At 47.9% G+C, this 23,418-nt stretch carries 23 protein-coding genes and 1 riboswitch; of the genes, 10 read left to right on the forward strand and 13 right to left on the reverse strand.

Going from position 1 to position 23,418, the window contains the following annotated elements:
* Nucleotides 1–3 precede the first annotated feature (3 nt).
* The 6 genes from pheS to QCB44_RS06855 form a co-directional block, all read right to left on the reverse strand.
* The gene (pheS, locus tag QCB44_RS06830) at nt 4–1,002 is read right to left on the reverse strand and encodes a phenylalanine--tRNA ligase subunit alpha (RefSeq protein ID WP_279408870.1); all 999 of its coding nucleotides are present in this window, start codon (nt 1,000–1,002) and stop codon (nt 4–6) included.
* A 282-nt stretch (nt 1,003–1,284) separates the two neighbouring features.
* Nucleotides 1,285–1,641, reverse strand: a complete 357-nt coding sequence (gene rplT / locus QCB44_RS06835; protein ID WP_279408871.1) for a 50S ribosomal protein L20 — start codon at nt 1,639–1,641, stop codon at nt 1,285–1,287.
* A 12-nt stretch (nt 1,642–1,653) separates the two neighbouring features.
* Nucleotides 1,654–1,851: a 50S ribosomal protein L35 gene (gene rpmI, locus QCB44_RS06840; protein WP_279408873.1), complete on the reverse strand. Its 198-nt coding sequence runs from the start codon at nt 1,849–1,851 to the stop codon at nt 1,654–1,656.
* A 180-nt stretch (nt 1,852–2,031) separates the two neighbouring features.
* On the reverse strand, nt 2,032–2,583 hold the full coding sequence (infC, locus tag QCB44_RS06845; RefSeq protein ID WP_347710092.1) for a translation initiation factor IF-3: 552 nt from the start codon (nt 2,581–2,583) through the stop codon (nt 2,032–2,034).
* Nucleotides 2,584–2,624: 41 nt separating this feature from the next.
* Complete coding sequence (gene thrS, locus QCB44_RS06850; RefSeq protein WP_279408875.1) at nt 2,625–4,556, reverse strand: threonine--tRNA ligase; 1,932 nt, start codon at nt 4,554–4,556, stop codon at nt 2,625–2,627.
* 169 nt (nt 4,557–4,725) lie between these two features.
* Nucleotides 4,726–5,610 carry an HDOD domain-containing protein gene (locus QCB44_RS06855; RefSeq protein WP_279408877.1) on the reverse strand — a complete coding sequence of 295 codons (885 nt, stop codon included), beginning with the start codon at nt 5,608–5,610 and terminating at the stop codon, nt 4,726–4,728.
* A gap of 131 nt (nt 5,611–5,741) precedes the next feature.
* Nucleotides 5,742–5,848: riboswitch (TPP riboswitch) on the forward strand.
* A gap of 92 nt (nt 5,849–5,940) precedes the next feature.
* Between QCB44_RS06855 and QCB44_RS06860 the strand changes: the two genes are divergently transcribed.
* From QCB44_RS06860 to pnuC, 3 genes are all read left to right on the forward strand, one after another.
* The gene (locus QCB44_RS06860) at nt 5,941–8,043 is read left to right on the forward strand and encodes a TonB-dependent receptor (RefSeq protein WP_279408879.1); all 2,103 of its coding nucleotides are present in this window, start codon (nt 5,941–5,943) and stop codon (nt 8,041–8,043) included.
* Nucleotides 8,044–8,129: 86 nt separating this feature from the next.
* A complete protein-coding gene (locus QCB44_RS06865; RefSeq protein ID WP_279408881.1) occupies nt 8,130–8,399 on the forward strand; it encodes a hypothetical protein in 270 nt (89 codons plus the stop codon).
* A complete protein-coding gene (pnuC, locus tag QCB44_RS06870; RefSeq protein ID WP_279408884.1) occupies nt 8,392–9,009 on the forward strand; it encodes a nicotinamide riboside transporter PnuC in 618 nt (205 codons plus the stop codon). Before QCB44_RS06865 ends, pnuC begins: the two co-directional genes overlap by 8 nt.
* A 1-nt stretch (nt 9,010) precedes the next feature.
* Here pnuC and QCB44_RS06875 read toward each other — a convergent pair whose 3' ends face one another.
* Nucleotides 9,011–9,961 (reverse strand): hypothetical protein, encoded by a 951-nt coding sequence (locus tag QCB44_RS06875; protein WP_279408886.1) that lies wholly within the window; start codon nt 9,959–9,961, stop codon nt 9,011–9,013.
* A gap of 203 nt (nt 9,962–10,164) precedes the next feature.
* Here QCB44_RS06875 and QCB44_RS06880 point away from each other — a divergent pair, with 203 nt between their 5' ends.
* The 7 genes from QCB44_RS06880 to QCB44_RS06910 all read left to right on the forward strand — a co-directional run bounded on the left by QCB44_RS06880 (nt 10,165) and on the right by QCB44_RS06910 (nt 16,973).
* Nucleotides 10,165–10,812 carry a protein-L-isoaspartate O-methyltransferase gene (locus QCB44_RS06880; protein WP_279408887.1) on the forward strand — a complete coding sequence of 216 codons (648 nt, stop codon included), beginning with the start codon at nt 10,165–10,167 and terminating at the stop codon, nt 10,810–10,812.
* Nucleotides 10,813–11,229: 417 nt separating this feature from the next.
* The gene (locus tag QCB44_RS06885; RefSeq protein WP_279408889.1) at nt 11,230–12,687 is read left to right on the forward strand and encodes a cytochrome c; all 1,458 of its coding nucleotides are present in this window, start codon (nt 11,230–11,232) and stop codon (nt 12,685–12,687) included.
* Nucleotides 12,687–13,934, forward strand: a complete 1,248-nt coding sequence (locus QCB44_RS06890; protein WP_279408890.1) for a hypothetical protein — start codon at nt 12,687–12,689, stop codon at nt 13,932–13,934. The genes QCB44_RS06885 and QCB44_RS06890 overlap by 1 nt, the downstream gene beginning before the upstream one ends.
* A 10-nt stretch (nt 13,935–13,944) precedes the next feature.
* A complete protein-coding gene (locus QCB44_RS06895; RefSeq protein WP_279408892.1) occupies nt 13,945–14,337 on the forward strand; it encodes a c-type cytochrome in 393 nt (130 codons plus the stop codon).
* Nucleotides 14,334–15,665 carry an NAD(P)/FAD-dependent oxidoreductase gene (locus QCB44_RS06900; protein ID WP_279408894.1) on the forward strand — a complete coding sequence of 444 codons (1,332 nt, stop codon included), beginning with the start codon at nt 14,334–14,336 and terminating at the stop codon, nt 15,663–15,665. Before QCB44_RS06895 ends, QCB44_RS06900 begins: the two co-directional genes overlap by 4 nt.
* A gap of 22 nt (nt 15,666–15,687) precedes the next feature.
* On the forward strand, nt 15,688–16,401 hold the full coding sequence (locus QCB44_RS06905; RefSeq protein WP_279408895.1) for a c-type cytochrome: 714 nt from the start codon (nt 15,688–15,690) through the stop codon (nt 16,399–16,401).
* A gap of 236 nt (nt 16,402–16,637) precedes the next feature.
* Entirely contained in the window at nt 16,638–16,973 is a 336-nt protein-coding gene (locus tag QCB44_RS06910; protein WP_279408897.1) for a NifB/NifX family molybdenum-iron cluster-binding protein, read from the forward strand.
* A gap of 87 nt (nt 16,974–17,060) precedes the next feature.
* Here the strand turns inward: QCB44_RS06910 and QCB44_RS06915 are convergent, their stop codons facing one another.
* The 6 genes from QCB44_RS06915 to orn all read right to left on the reverse strand — a co-directional run bounded on the left by QCB44_RS06915 (nt 17,061) and on the right by orn (nt 23,399).
* A complete protein-coding gene (locus tag QCB44_RS06915; protein WP_279408898.1) occupies nt 17,061–18,305 on the reverse strand; it encodes an OFA family MFS transporter in 1,245 nt (414 codons plus the stop codon).
* Nucleotides 18,306–18,529: 224 nt separating this feature from the next.
* Entirely contained in the window at nt 18,530–19,000 is a 471-nt protein-coding gene (locus QCB44_RS06920) for a hypothetical protein (RefSeq protein ID WP_279408899.1), read from the reverse strand.
* A gap of 247 nt (nt 19,001–19,247) precedes the next feature.
* The gene (gene ilvC, locus QCB44_RS06925) at nt 19,248–20,264 is read right to left on the reverse strand and encodes a ketol-acid reductoisomerase (protein WP_279408901.1); all 1,017 of its coding nucleotides are present in this window, start codon (nt 20,262–20,264) and stop codon (nt 19,248–19,250) included.
* A 124-nt stretch (nt 20,265–20,388) separates the two neighbouring features.
* Nucleotides 20,389–20,880 (reverse strand): acetolactate synthase small subunit, encoded by a 492-nt coding sequence (gene ilvN, locus QCB44_RS06930; RefSeq protein WP_279408904.1) that lies wholly within the window; start codon nt 20,878–20,880, stop codon nt 20,389–20,391.
* 10 nt (nt 20,881–20,890) lie between these two features.
* Nucleotides 20,891–22,594: an acetolactate synthase 3 large subunit gene (locus QCB44_RS06935; RefSeq protein WP_279408906.1), complete on the reverse strand. Its 1,704-nt coding sequence runs from the start codon at nt 22,592–22,594 to the stop codon at nt 20,891–20,893.
* A gap of 256 nt (nt 22,595–22,850) precedes the next feature.
* On the reverse strand, nt 22,851–23,399 hold the full coding sequence (gene orn, locus QCB44_RS06940; RefSeq protein WP_279408907.1) for an oligoribonuclease: 549 nt from the start codon (nt 23,397–23,399) through the stop codon (nt 22,851–22,853).
* Between the last annotated feature and the right edge of the window lie 19 nt (nt 23,400–23,418).

The following is a 23,418-nucleotide window of genomic DNA, read 5'->3' on the forward strand; positions in this document are numbered from 1 at the left end:
GTTTTAACTAAATTGCTTCAAAAAACGCAGATCATTTTCAAAGAACTGACGCAAGTCTTTAACGTTATAACGCAACATCGCTAAACGCTCGACTCCCAGTCCAAATGCCAGGCCGGTGTATTCATCCGGATCAATCCCAACATTCTTAAGCACATTAGGATGAACCATGCCACAACCAAGCACTTCGATCCAGCGACCATCACCAAACAGGTTGGTCGCAATATCCACTTCGGCCGACGGCTCTGTAAACGGGAAATAGGAAGGACGGAAACGGACTTTCAGGTTTTCATCCTCAAAGAATTGACGCAAGAACTCGATCAACAGCGCACGCAACTGAGCAAAACTTGCATCTTTTTCAATGATCAACCCCTCTACCTGATGGAACATCGGCGTGTGTGTTTGATCGGAATCACATCGATAAACTCGCCCCGGTGCCACAATACGCATCGGCGGCTGCTTATTCTCCATAGTACGGATTTGCACGCCAGAAGTATGCGTTCTTAGAACCGTATTTTCGTTGATATAGAAGGTATCATGCATCGCACGTGCCGGATGGGTTTCCGGAATATTCAACGCTTCAAAGTTATGCCAATCGTCTTCAATTTCTGGACCCGTTTCTACATCAAAGCCGGCTTTTGAAAACAGCGTTTCGATGCGGCGCAAGGTACGCGTAACAGGATGCAAACTACCCAGATCGACATCACGCCCAGGCAAAGTGACATCGATCTTCTCTTCAGCCAGCTGTTTCGCCAGCTTGGCATCATCCAATGCCTTTTTCTTATTGTTAATAAGCGCTTGTACTGTCTGTTTAGCTTCGTTTATTTGTTGACCAGCTTTAGGACGTTCTTCAGCAGAAAGCTGTCCTAATGTTTTCATAATGTCGGTCAAAAGACCCTTTTTACCGAGAAAACGGACGCGAATCTCATCAAGTTCAGTCAGCTCCGACACACCGTCTATAGCTTCCTGAGCTTGCGAAATAATGGCTTGAAGTTTTTCTTGCATAATTAAGAGATGCCTTACGAATCGATTGAAAGGAGCCTAGCCAATTCGCACTAAATGGAATTTTCAGGCTCCATAATAAATAAGCGATAAAACAACATACGTAAGCCTCTGGCTCTCCCGACCGGCTTAAATACCCTGTTTTATACGCTTATCGCGTATCTTTCCAACGCAGGAAAGAATCAAAAAAAAATAGGGGACAAAAGTTACATTCCTAACTCATGCCCCCTATTGGGTTGCAGTCAACCAGAAACGATGTCTGGTCAGACAGCACAACGCAAGCGATTAAGCCAGTGCTGCTTTTGCCTTCTCTGCGATCGCAGTAAATGCCGCCGCATCATGAATAGCGATGTCAGAAAGCACCTTACGGTCAACCGCGATACCAGCTTTGTTCATACCATCGATCAGACGGCTGTACGTCATACCGTTCATACGAGCCGCAGCGTTGATACGCGCAATCCATAGACGACGGAATTGACGCTTACGCTGACGACGGTCACGGTAAGCATATTGACCTGCTTTGATTACGGCTTGCTTAGCAACACGAAAAACCTTGCGACGTGCACCGTAATAACCTTTTGCTTGTTTTAAAACCTTATTGTGTCGACGACGAGCGATAACACCTCTTTTAACTCTAGCCATTATTCAATCTCCTTAGCTATATGGCAACATACGGCGAACCATCGCCACATCGTGATCGTGAATCATGCTAGCGGCACGCAATTGACGCTTACGCTTAGTCGATTTCTTAGTCAAAATGTGACGTAGATGAGATTGTTTGCACTTAAAACGGCCAGAACCGGTTTTTTTGAAGCGCTTTGCAGCACTACTGTTTGATTTAATTTTTGGCATTGAATCCAACTCCGCATTTAGCAACCCTTATGGATTATCATCTTTAGAGGTTGCTTTCAGTTTTAACACAGGCCATCCGAAAACGGCCTTACTCGGAACAACGAACAGCACTGAGGGAGCTGCACCGGTAACGAATTCAAGAATCCGTCCCAGTTGTTGTATGGCAGCAATCGTTTGAGATTACTTACCTTTTTTTGCTGGAGCCACCATCATTTGCATCTGACGGCCTTCCATTTTCGGCATTTGTTCAACGGTCGCAACCTCTTGAATGTCATCCCGAACGCGCTCCAACATTTTCAATCCCAGTTCCTTGTGGGTAATTTCACGGCCACGGAACCAAATGGTTACCTTGACGCGATCTCCCTTATCTAGGAATTTCATCAGGTTGCGTAGTTTGACCTGATAATCTCCCTCCTCAGTTCCCGGGCGAAACTTAACTTCCTTAACCTGCACTTGCTTCTGTTTTTTCTTCGCTTCGTGCTGTTTTTTCTGTTGCTGGTAAAGGTATTTACCATAATCCATAATCCGGCAGACCGGCGGAGTGGATTTTGCAGAAATTTCGACTAAATCTAATTCTGCTTCCATGGCAGCATTCAGAGCCTGTTCAATTGAAACAACACCTAATTGCTCTCCATTTTCATCAATCAAGCGAACTTCACTTGCTGTTATAGCCCTGTTAATTCTGTCTTTTGGGGCTTCTGGCTGCTGTGGTCTTCCACGACCTCTTCTGATTGCGATGGCAATACCCTCCAATTAATAATGCAACAGATTCACTATGCCGTTTCGACAATACGTCCCAGGTTGGCGATATCTTGATTAAGCAGGTCAACCATTTCTTCAAAGCTGAAACTGCCCATATTTTTACCGCCGCGGGCGCGAACATTCACGGTACCGTCTTGCATTTCCTGATCACCGACGACCAGAATATAAGGTACGCGTTGCATAGTGTGTTCGCGAATTTTAAACCCAACCTTCTCATTTCTCAAGTCTGTTTCGACTCTAAACCCATGTTTTTTCAATTTATTAGCGAAATCGGCCACATATTCATTATGGACTTCTGAGATCGAAGCCATCACAACTTGAACCGGTGCCAACCAGGTTGGGAATTTCCCTTCATAATGCTCAACCAGAATACCAACAAAACGTTCAAGCGAACCCAGGATGGCACGGTGTATCATGACCGGATGGTGTTTTTCGTTGTCGGCACCGACGTAAACGGCATCTAAACGTTCCGCCTGAGTCATCGAGAAATCCAATTGAATCGTTCCACACTGCCATACGCGGCCGATACAGTCTTTTAACTGGAATTCGATCTTAGGGCCATAGAAAGCGCCTTCGCCCGGTTGCAACGCATAATCCAGACCGGCGTTTTTCAAGGTGTTTTCTAAAGCCGTTTCCGCCAGATCCCACACCTCGTCCGATCCAACGCGCATTTCAGGACGAGTCGAGAATTTGACGGCAATATTGTCAAAACCAAAATCGGCATACGTCTGGAAAACCAAATCGATACACGCCTGCACTTCCTGTTCGATTTGCTCTTCGGTACAGAAAATGTGCGCGTCATCCTGGGTAAAGGAACGAACACGCATCAAACCATGCAAGGTACCGGAAGCCTCATTACGGTGTACCAAACCGAATTCCGCAATGCGTATCGGCAGATCACGATAGCTGTGTAGATGACGGTTATAGACCTGAATATGCCCAGGACAGTTCATCGGTTTTACGGCATAGTCGCGGTTTTCCGTTTCGGTGGTAAACATATTGTCTTTGAACTTATCCCAGTGGCCGGACTTTTCCCACAATACGCGATCCATAATCAGCGGCGTACGGATCTCTTCATAATCATTCATCACCAACTGTTCACGCATGTAGTCTTCAACGATGCGGTACAGAGTAGTCCCTTTCGGATGCCAAAACGCCATTCCCGGCGCAATATCTTCAACATGGAATAGATCCAACTGACGGCCAAGCTTACGGTGGTCGCGTTTTTCAGCCTCTTCCATCATATGCAAGTATTCTTTTAGCTCGTCTTTACTGGCGAAGGCCACCCCATAGATACGCTGCAGCATCTTGTTTTCAGAATCACCACGCCAATAAGCTCCGGCGACATGTGTCAGCTTAAACGCCTTAATGAATCCCATATTTGGAACGTGCGGCCCACGACACATGTCAATGTATTCTTCGTGATAGTAGAAACCAAATTCGGTTTCGGCCGGCATATCGGCAATCAATTCCAATTTATAGTCTTCGCCACGTGATTTGAAAATCTCAATCGCTTCATCGCGCGGCGTCATTTTTTTGATCACAGGGTATTTAGTCTTAGCCAACTCCTGCATGCGTTTTTCAATCACCTTCAAATCTTCCGGCCCGATTTTAGTCTCCATATCGATGTCATAATAGAAACCGTTTTCAATCACCGGACCAATCGCCATCTTCACATCTGGATAAAGCTGTTTCAGGGCGTGCCCTAACAGGTGTGCACAGGAGTGGCGCATAATGTGTACGCCATCATCATCTTTCAAGGTGACAATTTCCAGAGAAGCGTCTTGTGTAATCAAATCACAGGCGTCTTTCAACTCACCGTTTACTCGTCCAGCAATGGTCGCTTTTGCCAAGCCCGCACCAATGCTTTCAGCCACCTGTATGACCGAGACCGCTTCGTCAAAAGTTTTAGTAGAACCGTCAGGTAAAGTTATGATTGGCATCGAATTCTTCTCTTTGGCGTACAAATTAAAAATCAAGCTGAATATTTTAGCATTTTCTTATGTGGACATGTAAGGGATTCAAGCGTGATTTGATGGATTATTCATTCACTTGAATCGAATAAAATGAAACTGAGCAGGCCCGCTCAGTTTAGGCAAGTTAAGCTAAAAGTTACAGCATTCCGGCCTGCTCGGCTGTTTCACGCGCCTTTTGCAGCATTTCGTCGTACTGTTCCAACTCCAGACCAAAAAAACCAAGCGCCCCCATCAATTGGGAGGAAGGCGTATCACGCTCTTCTTCACTTAAATCTGCAACACCGTTTTCCACATCCAAGCGGAAAGCGCCCTGTTCAGCCAAATAGGTCAGGTAAGCATGGGTTTGGAATTTGCCATCGGCTTTTTCCGGCGTATGGTGATTCGCTACCCCCATAATCACTTCCTGAGGGAACTTCCATTGCTGCAACAGACGCGCACTCATCATGGCATGATGAGTGCCAAATACTTGAAACTCTGCCGGTGCCAATCGGCTGATCTGGTAGTCGGTTAAACGCATCACTTCCAAATATTTTTCGCGATCTTCCACCGCCAGCAAATAGATGCCAATATCATGCATCAAACCGCATAAAAACGCTTCACCCGCATTGATATGCAACGCCTTCGCCAAGGTTTGGGCCACAAAAGCGGATAATAAAGCGTGTCTTAGGAAATGCTTCTCACTGAATGGCGGCTTGGTTTTAAAGGTTGACTTATAGTTAATCGCGTGTGCCATCAAACGCACATCCTGGGTACCGATGCGCATTACCGCTTCTGACAGGTCACTGATCTTTTTACCCATCGAATACTTGGCCGTATTCACCACGCCAATCAAACCGGCCGCTAAACGAGGGTCCAATGCAATCAGCTGTACAACATCATCAACATGAACATCTTCACCGCTCGCTATCAGACGCTCCAGTTTCATCAACGCATCTGGAAAATGTGGAAGATCATCTAATGCCTGCAAACGCTCAATGATCGCTTTACTTACATTTGGCTTGTTTGTCGCTTCTGCGCTCACAAAATTTTCCCCATATTCAAGCCGATTATTCAAAATGGCTAATTTTACAGATAGGCTAATGACAATTAGGCGTTAATTTTTACATAAAAATCGGATAAAATCCGCACCGATTATCTATAAATTTTAAAACACTTTTTGCCTAGGGGTGGCGTTACAGCCTGAGATCTTCGCTTAAAGAAGGAACCCTAAGAACCTGATCCAGTTAATACTGGCGTAGGGACAGGCCGCAGCATACGACATTCAAAAGAACCTTTTGAATCAACAGGTTCCATTCGTTCGATTCACTGATCTGCTCTTCCTGTCCTTTTAGATAACTAAAAGGAATTTCCAATGAAACGCAAACCACTTGTTTTTGCTCTAGCCGCACTTGGCTGCACATCAAGTTATGCCGAGCAACTCGACACCATTACCGTTAACGCCGACTTTCGTCCGCATGCACTGGAAGAAACCGCCTCCAGCGTCAGCGTCATCAGCTCCGAAGAGATGCAAAAGCGCTCGGCGCAACACTTGGAAAACGTCCTTAATTTAGCCCCTAACGTTAACTCGGCAAGCGGAGCTTCTCGGAACAAGTACGTTCAAATTCGTGGAATCGGTGAACGCGGTCAATTTTCAACCCCGATCAACCCATCCGTTGGCCTTTCTATCGATGGCATTGATTACAGCCGCAGTGGCGCGGCCGGCACCCTGTTTGACACAAAACAGGTAGAGATCCTTCGCGGCCCACAGGGCACGCGTTTTGGCGCCAACGCACTTGCAGGCATGATTTTACTGGAAAGCAATGAGCCCACCAATCATACCGAAGCGCACATTGAACAAAGCATTGCATCTCGCAACACCCGTTCCACCGGAATTGCTGTAGGCGGACCTTTAATCAAAGATAAATTACTAGGCCGCGTTGCCATTCACAAGCACGTCTCGGACGGCTATATGGAAAACACCTATCTGGATCGTGAAGACACTCAGAACCAGGATGAGTTAACCGGCCGCGCCCATCTGAAATGGCTGGCCAGCGATGACTTAACGTTGGATCTGAAAGCGCTGCATATCAATATGGATAACGGCTACGACGCATTCAGTTTTGACAATGATTTCACCACCACAACCGACCAACCGGGAAAAGACACTTTAAAATCAGATGCCCTGGCATTTAAAGCGACCTGGGACATTAACCCGTCGGTAACCATGGAAACCACGCTGACCCAATCCGATTCCGAACTGGAATACAGCTATGATGATGACTGGACCTATGACGGCCAGTATGCCGGCGGCTACAGCGCGTTCGATCAATACCTTAGAGATCGCAAGAACCGTTCCATTGATATGCGTTTCCTCTCCGCCGACCAAGGTCGCATTTTCAACAATACCACCGACTGGGTGGCGGGTTTCTATCAGCTTAAACAAGATGAAGACCTGCATCGCACCTACCCTTATGTGGATTCCCCGAGCGGCAAAGAGTCCAGCAGCTACCAAACGACCAACACGGCGTTGTATGGTCAGCTGGACCACCACCTCAACGACAAAACCACACTGACCGTCGGCCTTCGTGCCGAACAGTTTGAAGCGGATTACCGCAATTCCTATGGCTTCAGCCATGACACCGACGAATTGCTGTATGGTGGCAAAATCGGCCTGCAACACCAAATCAATAAAGAGCACCTTGGCTTTGTCACCCTGTCTCGCGGCTATAAAGCCGGCGGCGTGAATGACGACGCCTCACTGCCGGAAGACAAAATCGCGTTTGACACCGAAACCCTCTGGAATCTGGAAACCGGATTAAACTCATCCATGCTCGACAATCGCTTAAAAACCCGCTTAACCGTGTTTTACATGCAGCGTAACGACCAGCAGGTTAACAGCTCAACCCAAAAAGATGGCTCGCCAGACTTCACCATCTATTTGGACAATGCCGCTCAAGGCGAACATTATGGCTTAGAAACAGAGATCGATTGGAGCATCAATCGTGAATGGCGCCTTCTGGCTTCGCTTGGGTTGCTTAACGCCACTTTCACCGATTACACCTACGTGGATCCAAACGACACGTCTAACACCATCAGCCTGGATGGCCGGGAACAGGCGCATGCGCCTCGCTATCAATTCTCATTGGGCGGAGAGTACTACTTCGCACCAGGCTGGATTGCCAGCGCCAACATTGAAGGTAAGGACGCGTTCTACTTCTCCAACAGTCACAATGCTCGCTCTGATGCTTATCACCTGATTAATGCCAGCCTGGAATACATGACCGGTGACTGGACCTTTACCTTGTGGGCACGCAATCTCGCCGATACCGAATACGATGTACGCGGCTACCACTTTGGGATTGACCCAAGCCTGGAGTATGATTCCTCTAATGGCGACTGGGGCTACGATCCGGCCACCTACACTCAAAAAGGCGAACCACGTACCGTTGGCCTAACCGTCTCCTGGGACTACTGATCCGGAAAACCCGCAGGGCTTATAACCTTTAAACTAAGCCCTGTTATCGAGCTCAACAAATCCAAAACGATCATGAGGATTGATTTATGAGAGTATCCATCGACATCAGCATGTATCCTCTTCAAGAAGAGTACTGCCAACCGATCCTGGACTTCATTGACCGCATCGAACAAAACCCGCACCTGAAGGTGGAGCGTAACAGCATGAGCACACAGGTATTCGGCGAATACCGCACCGTCATGGCGGAATTGAATGAAGAAATACTGATCGCACTTGAAAAACTGCCGCAAACGGTATTTGTACTCAAACTCGTCGGAACCGACCGTTCCAGAGCGGTAATTAACGCTTGTGAATGAGCCTTTCCTGCAAACCGTAAGCACACTGCTTTCCGCCCTCTCGGGCTGGGAGTGGATTGCGACGACACTGGGCATTTTATATGTCATTCTCGCCGCAAAAGAGTCTATCTGGTGCTGGCCAACGGCCTTTGTCAGCACGTTGATCTACACCCTGTTATTTTGGGAAGGTCAGCTGCCGATGCAGGCACTATTGAATGCCTACTATCTGTTCATGGCCGTGTACGGCTTTATGCTCTGGCGCAAGCATGGAGATCAAAAAGAGGACCTGCGCATTTCCACCAGGCCTGTTCGGTTTCATATTATCTATATCGTCAGCGGAGCAGTGCTGACCGTCGCCACCGGTTTTTATATCGATAACGTCTTGCATTCACGCCTGCCGTTTCTCGATGCCTTTGTCACCGTTTTTTCCGTTATGAACACGGTCTTAATGGCGAGAAAGGTTTTAGAAAACTGGCTTTACTGGCTCATCATCGACAGTGCCGCCATCGCACTCTACTGGCAAACCGGCTTCCACATCACCATTATCATGTTCGGCGTATACCTGATCTTGGCCATTGTCGGTTACTATAACTGGAAAAAGCTTTTCCAAACCCGAACTCAGAGCAGCTAATTTAATCAAAACGGGTTGGCGCGTTCATCCACGCCTCTAAAGAGGATTCGCCCAACACATTCATTAAAAACAACAGCAATCGATAGACTGTTCTGTCCTCGCCAATCACCGGAACAGAAGCAAGTATCTCATACTCCTGCTTAAAGAGTTGCGCCTGCTGTTCATCCAGCAGATATTCAAGCATCACCCACTCTAACTCGCGCGCGCCCCACACCATGGCATCCACATCCACCAAAACCAGCTGGTGAGCATGGCGTAAAAACTGATCCCAGCGTAAATCCGGCATAATCGGCACAAACTCAGCAGGCCGGTTCGACCAGGCCTGTTCAAAACTATGCAACGGCTTGGCGTACGCTTGAACATCCACTTTTAAGCTTTCCGCCAATTCCTGAATGGTGGCCACCACCTTCCTGCCCCAATCATCAGCCTCAACAGTCGGCTCAAACAAGGGACCAAAGTGCCGGGAACGTTGTTGATGCAACAAGCCTAAGTGCTGCGCCAACATGGAAACTTCTACAAGGCCTACCACTTCTGCGACAGCCCCCCCTTCCACTTTTTCAGCTAATAACCAACCACAAGATTCGGTTTGGGCGCCTGCCGCCGACAATAGTCTTGGAACAGGCAATCCTCCCCACTGCTCAAGCAGACGATACACTTCGGCATAACGCCCCATCTGCAAGGCAAACTTCAATCCAAAGAGTTGTGACATCCCCATCCAAAAAGGGGATTGATCTAACACCGACTGCGAGCACAGCTTTAAGACGGCCTCAACCTCTTCTCCCTGATCTGGCAATACACACTTTGCCTGCCACAGCTGATTGGTACTGTCCTCGTACCGCACCGGCATCCGCTCGACCTCGCTTAATTGAGGAAAACGAGCCCTCTGAATCCCGGAAAGGCATTGATAAATGAACTCCATACTCATAAACAAAAGCATAGCATCAAATGCCACACACCGTACGCCATCTATTGCTTTATGTGTTCCCTGCCTCCAACAAACCAGGAGCAGTTTAAAGGCGACAGAATACAAATAGAGTACCTATTAAACGGTTTTTTTAGATATAATGATCGGCTGAACTTATTTTTATTGGCTTTTCCAAGCATTAACATAACAGAGCGCATGCTTGGGATTGGAATAACTGAAAGGAACCCGTTATGAATTTCGATCAAGCTCGTTTTTTGATGGTAGAACAACAAATTCGCCCGTGGGACATTCTTGACCAAAAAGTGCTTGATCAATTTCTTGAAACCCCTCGTCACGAATTTGTTGATGACGCCAACCGTGCGCTGGCCTACACCGACATCGAACTGCCCATCGGTCACGGCGAAGTGATGATGGCCCCTAAGATTGAAGCCAAACTGCTGCAAGCCGTGGACATTGATGACAGTGATACGGTTCTTGAAATTGGAACGGGAAGCGGTTTTTTAACCGCATTGATGGCCAAACTTGGAAAATCCGTCACCACGGTTGAAATCCATGAAGACCTGCAAGCGATCGCCAAAGAACGCTTAAAAGAATTCGACAACATTGAATTTTACATTGGTGATGGCAGTGAAGATTGGGCGGACAGCAAACAGTATGACGTCATTGTATTAACCGGGTCAGTGGCCGAAATTCCACAAGCCTACAAAGAAAAATTGAACTTGGGCGGGCGCCTTGCCGTCATTTGCGGCCAATCACCGGCGATGACGGCTGAAGTGTTAACGCGCATCAGCGAAGGCGAATGGGAAACCGAACCCCTGTTTGAGACCGACCTGAAGCCATTGGTTAATGCAGAAGCCAAAGCCCAATTTTCTCTGTAACAAGGCTTTTCGCTGCCTGTTTTATCCCGCCCTCTTTTCCCTGACAGAGACAACATTCTTTCAAGCCTCCGCGTAAGTTGTCTCTGTTGAACGTCTGTGCTCGCTTGCTCCTAGCCTCTCCACCTTTTCAATCAACTTTCGATCAAAAACTTGACAAATGTCAAATAACCTTCAAACTCAAGCATAGAAATGCGTAACATTTCTTACTAAACTGACACTCAACGGTGGAAACTTATCCAGCTGGAACCGAATTCAACTTTCCGATTCACCTTAGCACGCTTTTATCAACATAATTTTTTTATAGTCTCATTAATAAAAATTTTTGAATTCCATTCCTGTGCGGTCATTCTAGAATAGTCTTTAGCTATAAGTACCACTTATACAGCATAAACTTCACTAATTATAAGGAAATTCAAAATGGATTTGATTAGCCTTTATCCAACCTGGTATGAACCCATGGTCGGCTCGGGATGGGTGGTTGCCCTGATCGCAACTTTCCATGTACTGGCCTCACATACCTCAGTAGGGGCGGCCCTGCTTTTTGCCTATCTCTCGCATAAGGCTTATCGCGAGGATCGCGAAGACTTGCTGGACTTCATTAAGAAGTACGGTCTTTTCTTGCTGGTATTCACCTACGTCGCGGGCTCCATTACCGGCCCGGGAATTTGGTATTCCACCACCGTCGCCAGCCCTAACGGAATTGGTGCACTGATTCACTCCTTTGTGTGGAAATGGGCTACTGAATGGGTCTTCTTCGTCATCGAAGTGGTCGGTGTTTACATGATCGTCTATCTCGTCGGTCGCGTTGACAAGCAAACCCACATGAAGATTTCGGTTATTTTCGGAATCGCCTCTTTGGCCACAATGGTCATCATCGTTGGGATCCTGTCATTTATGATGGTTCCAGGTAAAGAGATTTGGTTTGAAGAAGGCGGATACCTAAACGGCTTCTACGGCACCAACACCTTTATCCAGTTGGGTATGCGTATGGCGTTTATGTTCACGATCACCGCCGTGGTGGGCGGCATTGTGGTTGCCGGCATCAAAGATCCTGAATTCAAAAAGGAGATGGCGCGTAAACTCGGCTGGTTAGGGATTATCTCTACACTTATCGGAGCGGCTCTGCTTCAGTGGTACTTAACGTCGGTTCCAGATCAGGCGTTGCTGGTTATGGAAAACCGTTTGCCAGAATACTTCGTACCAAGCATCGTAGCAGTACTGGCAGGGACTTTGGCCTACTTCATCATCACCATGCTGCGTCCACAGACACTGGTGCAAGGGTTTGCCGGATTCATGTCGGTCGCCATCCTGGTCGCCGGTCTGTGGCCTGAAGAGACCGCACGTGAATCGATGCGTAAACCTTGGGTAGCCGGTCAATATGTCTACTCAAATCAGGTCATCGGCCGCGATGTTCCTGGTATGGACATCAAATCCCAACTGCCGATTATTGAAAAAGTCGGGATTTTGAAAGCGCACCCATTCACCCCGGAGCATCTGCGCGAAGTAAATGACGGTAATATGATCCAGGCAGGTGAATTCATCGCCATGACTTACTGCTCTAACTGCCACTCACCAAGCGAGACCGGTATCCGTCCTCTACACCGCTATTTCCCTGACGGTGTCACGCAAGAACGCATGGAAAAGTATGTTAAAGGTGTGCTGACCACTGGCAACATCGCCTATATGCCCAAAATGCCGATGCTGGATTCGGAAGTCAAAGCGCTTTCCGCCTACTTGGTGATGAATAACAACAGTGGTCCGGAAGCAACCAAAGTGGCCATCAAACAAGAAGTGGAAGCACGCAACCGCGCTCTAGCCGAAAAGCAAGCGCAGGATAAAGTCGCTACGCTTGATCTAGCACAGGAGGTGAAATAATGGACGCTTCTCAAGTTTCACAAGTCACAGAAATGATGTATGCCTTGCGCAACCCGGCAGGCGTCCCAACCTATCCGATTATCTTTATCGGACTGGGGGTCCTGACCTTCGCGCTGCACATTCTCTTTGTTCAGCTTATGTTGGGCACCTCGGCCATCACCCTCTACGGCGCATTTAACAGCAATCCATACTGGCGCCGTCTAGGAGCTGCCATGCTGGAAATCGCCAAGGTTTCGGTGTCGGTAGCGATTGTCGTCGGGGTTGCACCACTGCTGTTTGTACAGGTGGTCTATGACCCACACTGGTATACGTCTAACGTCCTATCTGCCAACTGGGTTATCGGCTTTATCATTATTTTGATTTTGGCTTACTGGGCGATGTATTACTTTTACTTCGTCAACGGCAAAAACCAAGATAAAACCGTACAGCCAACATCCCGCTGGGCGATGATTTTGAGCTTGGTTTTGATGCTGGTGGTTGGTTTCATCATGCACAGCCTAACCTCTCAGATCCTGCACCCCGAACTGTGGAAAGAGTGGTATATCCAAAACGGTGTTCTGGATTATTCCGGTTCCGCGTTGCATGCTTATAACCCTTGGCGTTTTGCCTTCTTTATCAGCTTGGCCGTACCGGTTGCCGGCGGCATGTTAGTGACTTACCGTCGCTTTAAGATGGTGCGTGAAGATGCCGATCACGACTACCTGAACTGGGCCGCTGAAGTCGGTAAAAAATGGATTAAAGCCGGTTCAGTGATTTCTACTGTTCTTTATGTTGCCTGGATGATGACCCTGCCTGAAACGGCTGGTGACTTTGCAACCTCGTTCTGGGGAATTGCCGGTGGTATCGCTGTGATCTTCTATGCGGTATGGGCTCAATTGCGCCTGAAAGGTGAAGCCAACTTCTGCAGCTACATGGCACTGCCAATGGCGCTGGTTGTTGGATTGGTGGTTGCGATTTCTCGCGAAATGCTGCGCTACGGCATCCTGAACGACTTTTTCCACTATGACTTCATGGACTACAAAGTCGTCATGGACTGGTACTCAACAGGCCTGTTCTTCCTAACCTTTGCCATCGTGGGTGGTTCAGTACTGGCTTACTTCCTCACCATTGCCTGGAAAACCGGGCAAACAGTCGGAGTGTACACACCAAGTGCTGCAGTCAACAAAATGGGAACCATCGCAATCTGGATCATGATCATTTGGATGATTCAATTCTTTGTCGTCGGTTTCTACATCTGGGCGAAGTAAGGAGGCTTTTATGAAACAGTCAATGAAACTAAACACGCTATTGGCCGCCTTCTCTTTGATGGCCGCCACCTCCGCCCAGGCGGAACCGCAAATGGCAACGGGTGGTGCCATGGCATGGCAATGCGCCCCTTGTCACGGCACCAATGGGCAAGAATTTGTGGAGGCGATGCCACCTCTGGCTGGCATGCCTGCCAAACAATTTATCGACGCCATGATCGCTTACCGTGAAGGCACTCGTGCCGCCATCATTATGGATCGTGTTGCACGTGGCTTTACCGACGATGAAATTAAAGCCATGGCGGCTTGGTTTGAAAAACAACCGGTTAAACAGTGGGAAAACACCAGCTTAACCGAATCGCTTGAAGCTCAAGCGGCCGCAGAAGCGACAGGAGGTCAAGAATGAGCCAATTAGAAAACAAAGTCTTCGACAGCAAAGTCACACGTCGTGACCTGATCAAAGTATTCGGCGCTTCTGCAGTCGCAGCCACCGGTCTGTTCGGTGCCAGCAAAAACGCCTTTGCCAAGTCAGCACCGCATGTGGTGGTACTGGGTGGTGGTGTTGGTGGCTCTACTTTCGCCAAATACCTGCGCTTTGCAGACCCGGATGTCAAGATCACCATTATTGAACAGTTCCCGGAATACATTACCTGTCTGCGTAGTAATGACGTGATCGTGGGTTACCATACCTTGGATGAACTGACCTTTAACCTGGACACCATCAAGTCAAAATACAACGTCAATGTGGTTATCGATAAGGTAATCGGTGCCGATTTTGACAAGAGAACCGTGCAAACGGCTAAAGGCCACACCCTGTCTTACGACAAACTGGTGGTTTCTCCGGGAATTGACTTCAAATTTGAAGACTATGAAGGCCACAGCAAAGAACTGGCTGAAACCAAAATTTTCCACGGTTATAAAGCCGGGCCACAAACCTTGGCGCTAAGACAACAGCTGCTATCGGTACCGAAAGGCGGAACGGCGATTATTGCTCCTCCGCAAAACCCGTTCCGTTGTCCTCCAGGGCCTTATGAACGTGCCTCGTTCTTTGCGGAATACTTCCAGAAGCACAACCCAACCGCCAAAGTGATCGTACTGGATCCAAAAGACCGCTTCACCAAAGATGGTCCTTTCAAAAAGGCGTGGGAACGTCTGTACGGTTATAAAACCGACAACTCGTTGATTGAATGGGTATCCGGTTCCGAAGGGGGTCGCGTGCTTTCCGTTGATGGTGACAACCTATCGGTTGAAACCATGGCGGGGACCTTTAAGGCCGACATGATCAATATCATTCCAAACCAACGTGCCGGTAAACTGGCGCAAAAACTGGGATTGACGGATGCATCAGGCTGGTGCCCAATCAAACGTGAATCAATGGAATCTCAAATCCAGCCCGGCGTCTATGTGCTCGGCGACAGCTCGATTGCTGATGCTATGCCAAAATCAGGCTACTCCGCCAACTCCCAAGCGAAAGTATGCGCACGCGCGGTGGCAGACACCCTAAGGGGAAATGAATTAGGTAAAGCCATTTACTCTAACGTGTGCTACAGCTTGGCAGGTGAAAACTACGGTGTTTCCATCGCTGCAATCTATGAAGTGCGTGACGGCTTGATCCAGCCAAAAGGGAAATCAGCCGGTGTCTCGCCTATTACTGACAAGCCTGCGCAGCCTATTCTGGAAGCGGTTTACCAGAAGAACTGGCAACGTGAGTTTGTAAAAGACGTGTTCTCTTAATTAAGTGGTGGAGGAAAAGACAATGTTGAAAAAAACTTTATTAGCTGCCGCTTTAATTGGGTTTACCGGCACAGCCATGGCCAGCGGGCATGGCGAAAAACCTGATGCACACCCTTGGAGCAACTTCTCGCTGGATCAAAAAATCCAGTCCATGCCTGAAGGCGATGCGACGCGTGGTCAGGACATCCATGCACAAATGATGTGTAATGCCTGTCACGGCGAGAAAGGGGAATCCCCTTCCCGTAACTACGCGTCCATCAACGGACAGCCTAGCGAATACACCATCAAAATGATGCTGGACTACCGTGACGGCCGTCGCTGGGAAGATTACAAACAAGCCAACATCATGGTTAAAATCGCACAAGCGTTAAACGACCAGCAGATTGCCGACTTGGCGGCGTTCTATGCTCAAAGCACCCCCCAACCTTGGGAATATGCCGGTAGCCTGGAAGCCGACGTTCACAGTAAAGTGGACCGTTTGGTGCGTAAAGGCGATGCTTCTCGCATGATCGTCCCTTGCGCTTCGTGCCACGGTGCACATGGTGAAGGCAATGCGATTACGCCAGCCTTGGCCGGACAAATTCCAGAATATTTTGTTCGCACCATGCAAGCGTATAAACATGGCCATCGCAATAACGACGTCAACGAAGGGATGTCCCAGTTCACTCACGATTTAACCGACGAAGAAATTCAAGCCTTGGCTGAATACTACGCGTCGCTTAACGAAGCCAAATAAGGAGCTGAATCATGAATGGAATCAAAGCCATCATTTGGGGGCTGATTTTAACTTTCGGCTCCATCGCACTGATGTGGTGGTTAAGCACCATGACGGTCGTAAGCCTGTAAACAGCGCTTGCAAATCAGAAAAGCCGCATTTATCGCGGCTTTTTTTATCCCTGGCACAAAGAAGTTTAAAACTTAACAGGCCTGTTAAGTTTTAAACATCCAACATGGAAATCACTAGGAGAACCCATGAAAATCGCACTCACCAGCCCCAACGGCACCACCCTCTCCGGCCACGCCGGCAAGTGTCCTGGCTATTTAGTGTTTGTAATAGAAGACGGCAAAATCCTGCCGCAAGAGCATGTCAAACTCACTCGTCAACAGACCCTGCGCAATCTTGAAGGAAGACTGTCCGACCACCCTGATCACCCCTTGTACGGTATGAATGTTTTTATTACCCAAGGGCTGGGCGAAGGTCTGATGAGAAAACTGCACAAGGATAAGATCACCATTTATCAGACAGAAGAGCCCGACCCGATCAATGCGCTTAAACAATTCCACTTGATCAATGAATCACTTGACTGAAATCAGGACCAATAAAAAAGGAGGCTCAAAAGCCTCCTTTGGATTAAACGCACCTCCATACAGACGCATGAGAGGCAGACAAGATCTTTATTGTGCGATCTTTTGTCGTTTCTGGATCGACTTGATATTGATGAGCATAGCGATGGAGATCGCCAATGCCACGATAAAAAACCCAGAGAACACATACAGGGTTTCTGCATAAGAACCGGTGGCGTCTTTGACCATTGAGATAATCAACGGTCCCACCAAACCGGCAGCTGCCCAGGCGGTCAAAATATAACCGTGAATCGCCCCCAGCTCTTTGGTGCCGAAGATGTCTCCAATATAGGCTGGAATGGAGGCAAACCCACCGCCGTAACACGACATAATGAAATACAAAACCACCTGGAAAATAATGATTTCAGTAATCGACGGCAAGGCATAGAAGGCCACCGCTTGCGTCGCAAAGAAGGTGATATACACCACAGGCCGGGTCAGATAATCCGACAATGACGCCCAGAAAATTCGCCCCGCACCGTTGAAAATCCCCATTAACCCAACAGCCGCCGCAGCGGCAATGGCGGAGACACCCAACACTTCCTGCAACAGGGGCGACGCCACCCCGATAATCGCAATTCCACAAGTAACGTTAATAAACAGCATCAGCCATAAACCGTAAAAGCGCGGAGTCTTAACCGCTTCATGCACGCCCAGCATCGCCAGATCCGGTTTGATCTCCTTATGACCGGCCTCGACTTTTTTCTTAAAGCCTTCCGGCAGGTAGCCCTCTTCCGGTTTTTCCAAATAACTGGCTGACGCGAACATAATCACGAAATAGGTCGCCCCCAAAACAATAAAAGTGTACGCCACGCCGATTGACGAGATCAGTACTTTGATGGTTGGCCCCCATACGGCGGAAGCAAAACCGAACCCCATAATCGCCAACCCCGTCGCCAAACCGCGTTTATCCGGGAACCACTTCACCAGGGTCGACACGGGAGAAATATAACCTATTCCAAGCCCACATCCACCGAGCACACCGTAGAAGAAATACAGGAGCAACTTGGATTCCATCAAGATAGCCAAACCGGAACCCGCCGTCCCCAAACCAAACAGCACCGCCGCAATAATTGCAGAAACTCGCGGACCATTGCGCTCAACAAATTTCCCCATTAAAGCCGCGGACAACCCCAAGAAGAAAATCGCGATACTGAACGCAATCGTCACATCGGTTAAGGTCCAATTCATCTCGGCTTTAATCGGATTAACGTACACACTCCACGCGTACACAGAGCCGATACAAATATGCACACCCACAGCCGCTAAGGCCATCAGCCATCTATTCTTTTCCATATAAAAACCTCTCCAAAAATTGCCTGCGTATTATATCGAACTTAACCTTTCCAATATCGTGGATAATCGACATGATGTCCACATATAAAACCGATTCTTAAAACCAATAATTCTTACACCCATATAAGGAATTACAATCATCCAGAAAAACGCCATGCCAAAAACAAAAAAGCCAGCTAAATGCTGGCTTAAATCCGAAACTGAACAGGCCTGTAGATTTTTTTCTATTGCGTACAATTTAAACCTAGTTGTGGGTTTTCCTTAGCTTGTACATATGCAACGATATAGGCGTCTTTAACTACTTGGCTAGCTTGCTGTGGAGTTAACATTGCAGCTCCGATCAACCTTAATGTCGAAGTTAGATCAGAATCACTTCCTTTGATCTCTTGCGATAATGACCCAAGAAGTTCATTGCATTTTTCTTTTGTCACCATCTCCACGGGAACTTGATATAAGTTTTGAATTATTAATCTATGATCTTTTGACACAGTATATTTTGTAAAAGAATCAATTTTATTTTCTGAATCATTCTCATGTTTAATAGCCATGTCCATTAGTGTCATCATGTTTAAATTGTTAGCCAGTAAATCAAGATAAGACACCTCCGACCTTGATAACGCTTTTCCGATATCGGATGCTAAAGAATTTGGCACAATAAAAACGAGTCCAATAATAATTAGATATATTTTGTTCATCTCATCCCCTTATTTCTTATCTTAAAAAATACTACCCTGCCTTTATGCTAACTAAAGATACGTAATACATCTACCTAAAAATTTTTGACATAAAAAAAGCCGAGTCATTTCTGACTCGGCTTTTCTAAAACCAATCCAATTTTTAGGCGGCGCTTTGCTCAAGGTCAAGGCGCTTTTCGGGGAGGTGTACAATTAGTACACGCCCCGGAAAGCAACGCAGAGATTGAGCAAATAAGCCCCTAAAAAATTAGTTTTTCTCTTGGTCGATGATTTTGTTCGCTTGAATCCAAGGCATCATCGCACGCAATTTAGCCCCTACCTGCTCGATCGGGTGTTCCGCGTTCAGACGACGCATTGCAGTCATGGATGGGTAACCGGCTTGCCCCTCAAGGATGAAGTTCTTAGCGTATTCACCAGACTGGATGTCAGCCAATGCTTGACGCATCGCTTCACGAGACTCTTCGTTGATGACGCGAGGACCGGTGACGTACTCACCGTACTCCGCGTTGTTAGAGATGGAGTAGTTCATGTTGGCGATACCGCCTTCGAACATCAAGTCAACAATCAGTTTCAATTCGTGCAAACATTCGAAGTAAGCCATCTCTGGCTCGTAACCCGCTTCAACCAAAGTTTCGAAGCCCATTTTAACCAGTTCAACCGCACCCCCACAAAGAACGGCTTGCTCACCGAACAGGTCGGTTTCACACTCTTCACGGAAAGTGGTTTCCAGGATACCGGTACGACCACCACCAACAGCAGAAGCATAAGAAAGTGCGATGTCACGAGCTTGACCGGAAGCGTCCTGCTCAACTGCGATTAGGTCAGGAATACCGCGACCGGCAACGAACTCAGAACGTACTGTGTGACCAGGAGCCTTAGGCGCGATCATGATCACATCCAAGTCTTTGCGAGGCACGATTTGGTTGTAGATGATGGCAAAACCGTGTGCGAATGCAAGCGCGGCACCTTCTTTGATGTTTGGCTCGATCTCTTCTTTATATAGCTGACCTTGGAATTCATCCGGAGTCAGGATCATCACCACATCTGCACCGGCAACAGCGGTAGGAACATCAGCGGTTTTCAGGCCGTAACCTTCCGCTTTTTTGATCGAAGATGAACCAGGACGAAGACCGACAGTCACATCGACACCTGAATCTTGAAGGTTGGCTGCGTGAGCGTGACCTTGAGAACCGAAGCCGATAATCGCTACTTTTTTACCTTGGATGATTGAAAGATCGCAGTCTTTATCGTAATAAGCTTGCATTACTCTATTCCTTAAATATGTTTAAAGTTAGTTTTGAATTCTGTAAGTGGCGGCCGCTGATTCGCTTGACGACCGCCGGACGGATAATTCGCCGCAAAGTGTGCGGGAATTATCCATTATGCCTTTATAGGTGTAAACACTTTTCTCCGCGCATGACACCGACGGTTCCGGAACGGACCGTTTCCAAAATCAGGCCTGGATCAATGGCGTCAATAAAGGCATCCAGCTTTTTGCTTTCCCCCACCATCTGCACCGTGTAGGTGGTAGAGGTGACATCGATGATGTCACCACGGAAAATATCCGCCAAACGCTTATATTCTTCGCGCATGTCACCGGTCGCAGACAGTTTGATCAGCATCAGTTCGCGCTCGATGTGCGCCCCTTCGGTCAGATCCAAAACCTTAACCACGTCGATCAGACGGTTCAGGTGTTTGACAATCTGCTCGATTTGCTGCTCGGTTCCACTCGTTACCAGCGTTAAACGGGACAATGACTCGTCTTCAGTTGGCGCGACCGTTAACGCTTGAATGTTATAGCCGCGTGCCGAAAACAGGCCGGCAACACGAGACAAGGCACCCGATTCGTTTTCCATTAACATTGAAATCACATGTTTCATCGGACCCCCTCTATACCAAAATCATTTCATTCAAACCGGCACCGGCAGGAATCATTGGATACACATTTTCCTGCTGATCGGTAATGATGTCGATAAATACGAAGCGATCTTTGTACTTGTCTGAAAACGCTTCGGCCAGGTCTTCTTTCAGGGTCTTTGGATTATCGATACGAATCCCCACATGCCCGTAAGATTCCGCCAACTTGACGAAGTCCGGCAGCGACTCCATATAAGACATCGAATAACGACGCTCATAGAAGAACTCCTGCCACTGACGCACCATGCCTAAGAAACCGTTGTTCAAGCACACCACTTTGACCGGCAAGCCATATTGCAAACAGGTGGAAAGCTCTTGAATATTCATTTGAATCGAACCTTCCCCGGTCACACACACGACCGTCGCGTCAGGATGCGCCATTTGCGCGCCCATGGCTGCTGGCAGACCAAAGCCCATGGTCCCCAAACCACCGGAGTTAAGCCAACGACGCGGTTTATTGAACTTATAGTACTGCGCCGCATACATCTGGTGCTGACCGACGTCGGATGCGACATACGCCTCGCCGTTAGTCACTTCCCACAAGGCTTCAACCGCGGCTTGCGGTTTGATCTTGGAGCCCAAAGTGTCATAGCGTAAACAATTGGTTGCACGCCACTCTTCGATTTGCTGCCACCAATCGGCCAACGCTTGCTCATCGATTTTCTGCTTGGTTTTATCCAAAATCGAGATCATCTCGGCCAGCACTTTCTTCACCGGCCCGACGATCGGAATATCCACAATCACGTTTTTAGAGATCGACGCCGGATCGATATCCACATGAATGATCTTGGCATCCGGACAGAACTTCTCCAAATTTCCGGTGACACGGTCATCAAAACGCGCGCCAATGGCAATGATCACATCGCTGTGATGCATCGACAAGTTGGCTTCGTAGGTACCGTGCATACCCAACATCCCGACAAACTGCTTGTCTTCAGCCGGATACGAGCCTAATCCCATCAGAGTATTGGTAATCGGAAAGCCTAATTTACGAGTCAGTTCTGTCAACTCTTCTGAAGCATCTCCCAACACAACGCCGCCACCGGTATACAGGATCGGGCGCTTGGCTGAAAGCATCAATTCCACCGCTTTTTTGATCTGACCGCTATGACCCTTTGTCACAGGTAGATAGGAGCGCATCTCAACTTCTTGTGGATATTCATAGGTGCTTTTGGCGTTTTGGACATCTTTCGGAATGTCAACGACCACCGGGCCGGGTCGGCCGGTGGTGGCAATATGGAACGCTTTTTTGAGCGTCGCAGCCAACTCGTTAACATCCTTGACCAAGAAGTTGTGTTTGACGATTGGTCTTGTGATCCCAACGGTATCAATCTCCTGGAATGCGTCCAAACCGATCAGGCCTGTTGGCACCTGACCGGTAATGCATACCATTGGAATTGAGTCCATATAGGCCGTCGCAATACCGGTGACGGCATTGGTCGCCCCCGGACCGGAAGTCACAAGAACCACTCCTGGCTTACCTGTAGAGCGCGCATAGCCGTCCGCAGCGTGAACTGCAGCTTGTTCGTGACGCACCAAAATATGGTTTAATTTTTTAGCGTCCGTATCCAGGGCATCGTAGATAGGCAGAACCGCCCCTCCAGGATAACCCCATATGTGCTCTACTCCCTCATCTTCGAGATAGTTAACGAAGATTTGGGCACCAGTCATTTCCACAACAATGGTCCTCCATTTTTTCCTGACCATGCAAAATAAAAAACCTTTGAAAAACAAAGGTTAATTATTAAGTTAGCCAGGCTTAAACGTTTTAAATTATCCGCCCATTTCCTTTTCAGGAATTGAAGCGGGAAAACGCTAAATTATATAAAATTTTGAACGCTTTTAGAACTCAAACCCGACCTTATTTATCTGTTTTTTCATTGTTTTTTATCTATGACGTTCGATAAAAGAAACAATTTGACCTAAAACAGGCTTAAAAAGCGTCTTTAAACAGGCCTGCTCGATAATGCTTAAGCTCGTCGATTGACTCCATAATATCCGCTAACGCCAAGTGCGCGCCGCTCTTTTTATGCGACTGGTAAACCTTTGGCGCCCAACGCATTGCCAACTCTTTCAGGGTGCTCACATCCAGATTGCGGTAATGAAAGAACGCCTCCAATTCAGGCATCTGTTCGACCATAAAGCGGCGATCCTGACAGATGCTGTTACCGCACATCGGCGATTTTCCGGCCGGCACATACTGTTTTAAAAATTCGATGGTCTGCAACTCGGCTTCATGCATTGAAACCGTGCTCTCTTGGACACGTTTGGTCAATCCCGAATTACCGTGATGGGTGACACACCAGTCGTCCATCTTATCCATCTCAGCCTGTTCGGTCTGGATGGCGATGACCGGCCCTTCGGCAATCACATTCAGCTCGCTGTCAGTGACTACCGTGGCAATCTCAATGATCTTATGGGTTTTCGGATCCAACCCGGTCATCTCCAAATCAATCCAAATTAAATTCTTATCCGACTTCATAAACCTTTCTCTTTTCACA

Source organism: Thiomicrorhabdus sp. zzn3, assembly GCF_029767755.1.
In the GTDB taxonomy this organism is placed as follows: Bacteria; Pseudomonadota; Gammaproteobacteria; order Thiomicrospirales; family Thiomicrospiraceae; genus Thiomicrorhabdus.

What these genes read in the sequence shown, in the direction of transcription:
- QCB44_RS06895 (WP_279408892.1), top strand. Translation starts at nt 13,945, where the DNA reads ATGAAACAGTCAATGAAACTAAACACGCTATTGGCCGCCTTCTCTTTG.
- QCB44_RS06915 (WP_279408898.1), bottom strand. Translation starts at nt 18,305, where the DNA reads ATGGAAAAGAATAGATGGCTGATGGCCTTAGCGGCTGTGGGTGTGCAT.
- pheS (WP_279408870.1), bottom strand. Translation starts at nt 1,002, where the DNA reads ATGCAAGAAAAACTTCAAGCCATTATTTCGCAAGCTCAGGAAGCTATA.
- rplT (WP_279408871.1), bottom strand. Translation starts at nt 1,641, where the DNA reads ATGGCTAGAGTTAAAAGAGGTGTTATCGCTCGTCGTCGACACAATAAG.
- ilvC (WP_279408901.1), bottom strand. Translation starts at nt 20,264, where the DNA reads ATGCAAGCTTATTACGATAAAGACTGCGATCTTTCAATCATCCAAGGT.
- QCB44_RS06900 (WP_279408894.1), top strand. Translation starts at nt 14,334, where the DNA reads ATGAGCCAATTAGAAAACAAAGTCTTCGACAGCAAAGTCACACGTCGT.
- QCB44_RS06920 (WP_279408899.1), bottom strand. Translation starts at nt 19,000, where the DNA reads ATGAACAAAATATATCTAATTATTATTGGACTCGTTTTTATTGTGCCA.
- QCB44_RS06860 (WP_279408879.1), top strand. Translation starts at nt 5,941, where the DNA reads ATGAAACGCAAACCACTTGTTTTTGCTCTAGCCGCACTTGGCTGCACA.
- rpmI (WP_279408873.1), bottom strand. Translation starts at nt 1,851, where the DNA reads ATGCCAAAAATTAAATCAAACAGTAGTGCTGCAAAGCGCTTCAAAAAA.
- QCB44_RS06890 (WP_279408890.1), top strand. Translation starts at nt 12,687, where the DNA reads ATGGACGCTTCTCAAGTTTCACAAGTCACAGAAATGATGTATGCCTTG.
- QCB44_RS06880 (WP_279408887.1), top strand. Translation starts at nt 10,165, where the DNA reads ATGAATTTCGATCAAGCTCGTTTTTTGATGGTAGAACAACAAATTCGC.
- ilvN (WP_279408904.1), bottom strand. Translation starts at nt 20,880, where the DNA reads ATGAAACATGTGATTTCAATGTTAATGGAAAACGAATCGGGTGCCTTG.
- thrS (WP_279408875.1), bottom strand. Translation starts at nt 4,556, where the DNA reads ATGCCAATCATAACTTTACCTGACGGTTCTACTAAAACTTTTGACGAA.
- orn (WP_279408907.1), bottom strand. Translation starts at nt 23,399, where the DNA reads ATGAAGTCGGATAAGAATTTAATTTGGATTGATTTGGAGATGACCGGG.
- QCB44_RS06910 (WP_279408897.1), top strand. Translation starts at nt 16,638, where the DNA reads ATGAAAATCGCACTCACCAGCCCCAACGGCACCACCCTCTCCGGCCAC.
- QCB44_RS06865 (WP_279408881.1), top strand. Translation starts at nt 8,130, where the DNA reads ATGAGAGTATCCATCGACATCAGCATGTATCCTCTTCAAGAAGAGTAC.
- QCB44_RS06885 (WP_279408889.1), top strand. Translation starts at nt 11,230, where the DNA reads ATGGATTTGATTAGCCTTTATCCAACCTGGTATGAACCCATGGTCGGC.
- QCB44_RS06905 (WP_279408895.1), top strand. Translation starts at nt 15,688, where the DNA reads ATGTTGAAAAAAACTTTATTAGCTGCCGCTTTAATTGGGTTTACCGGC.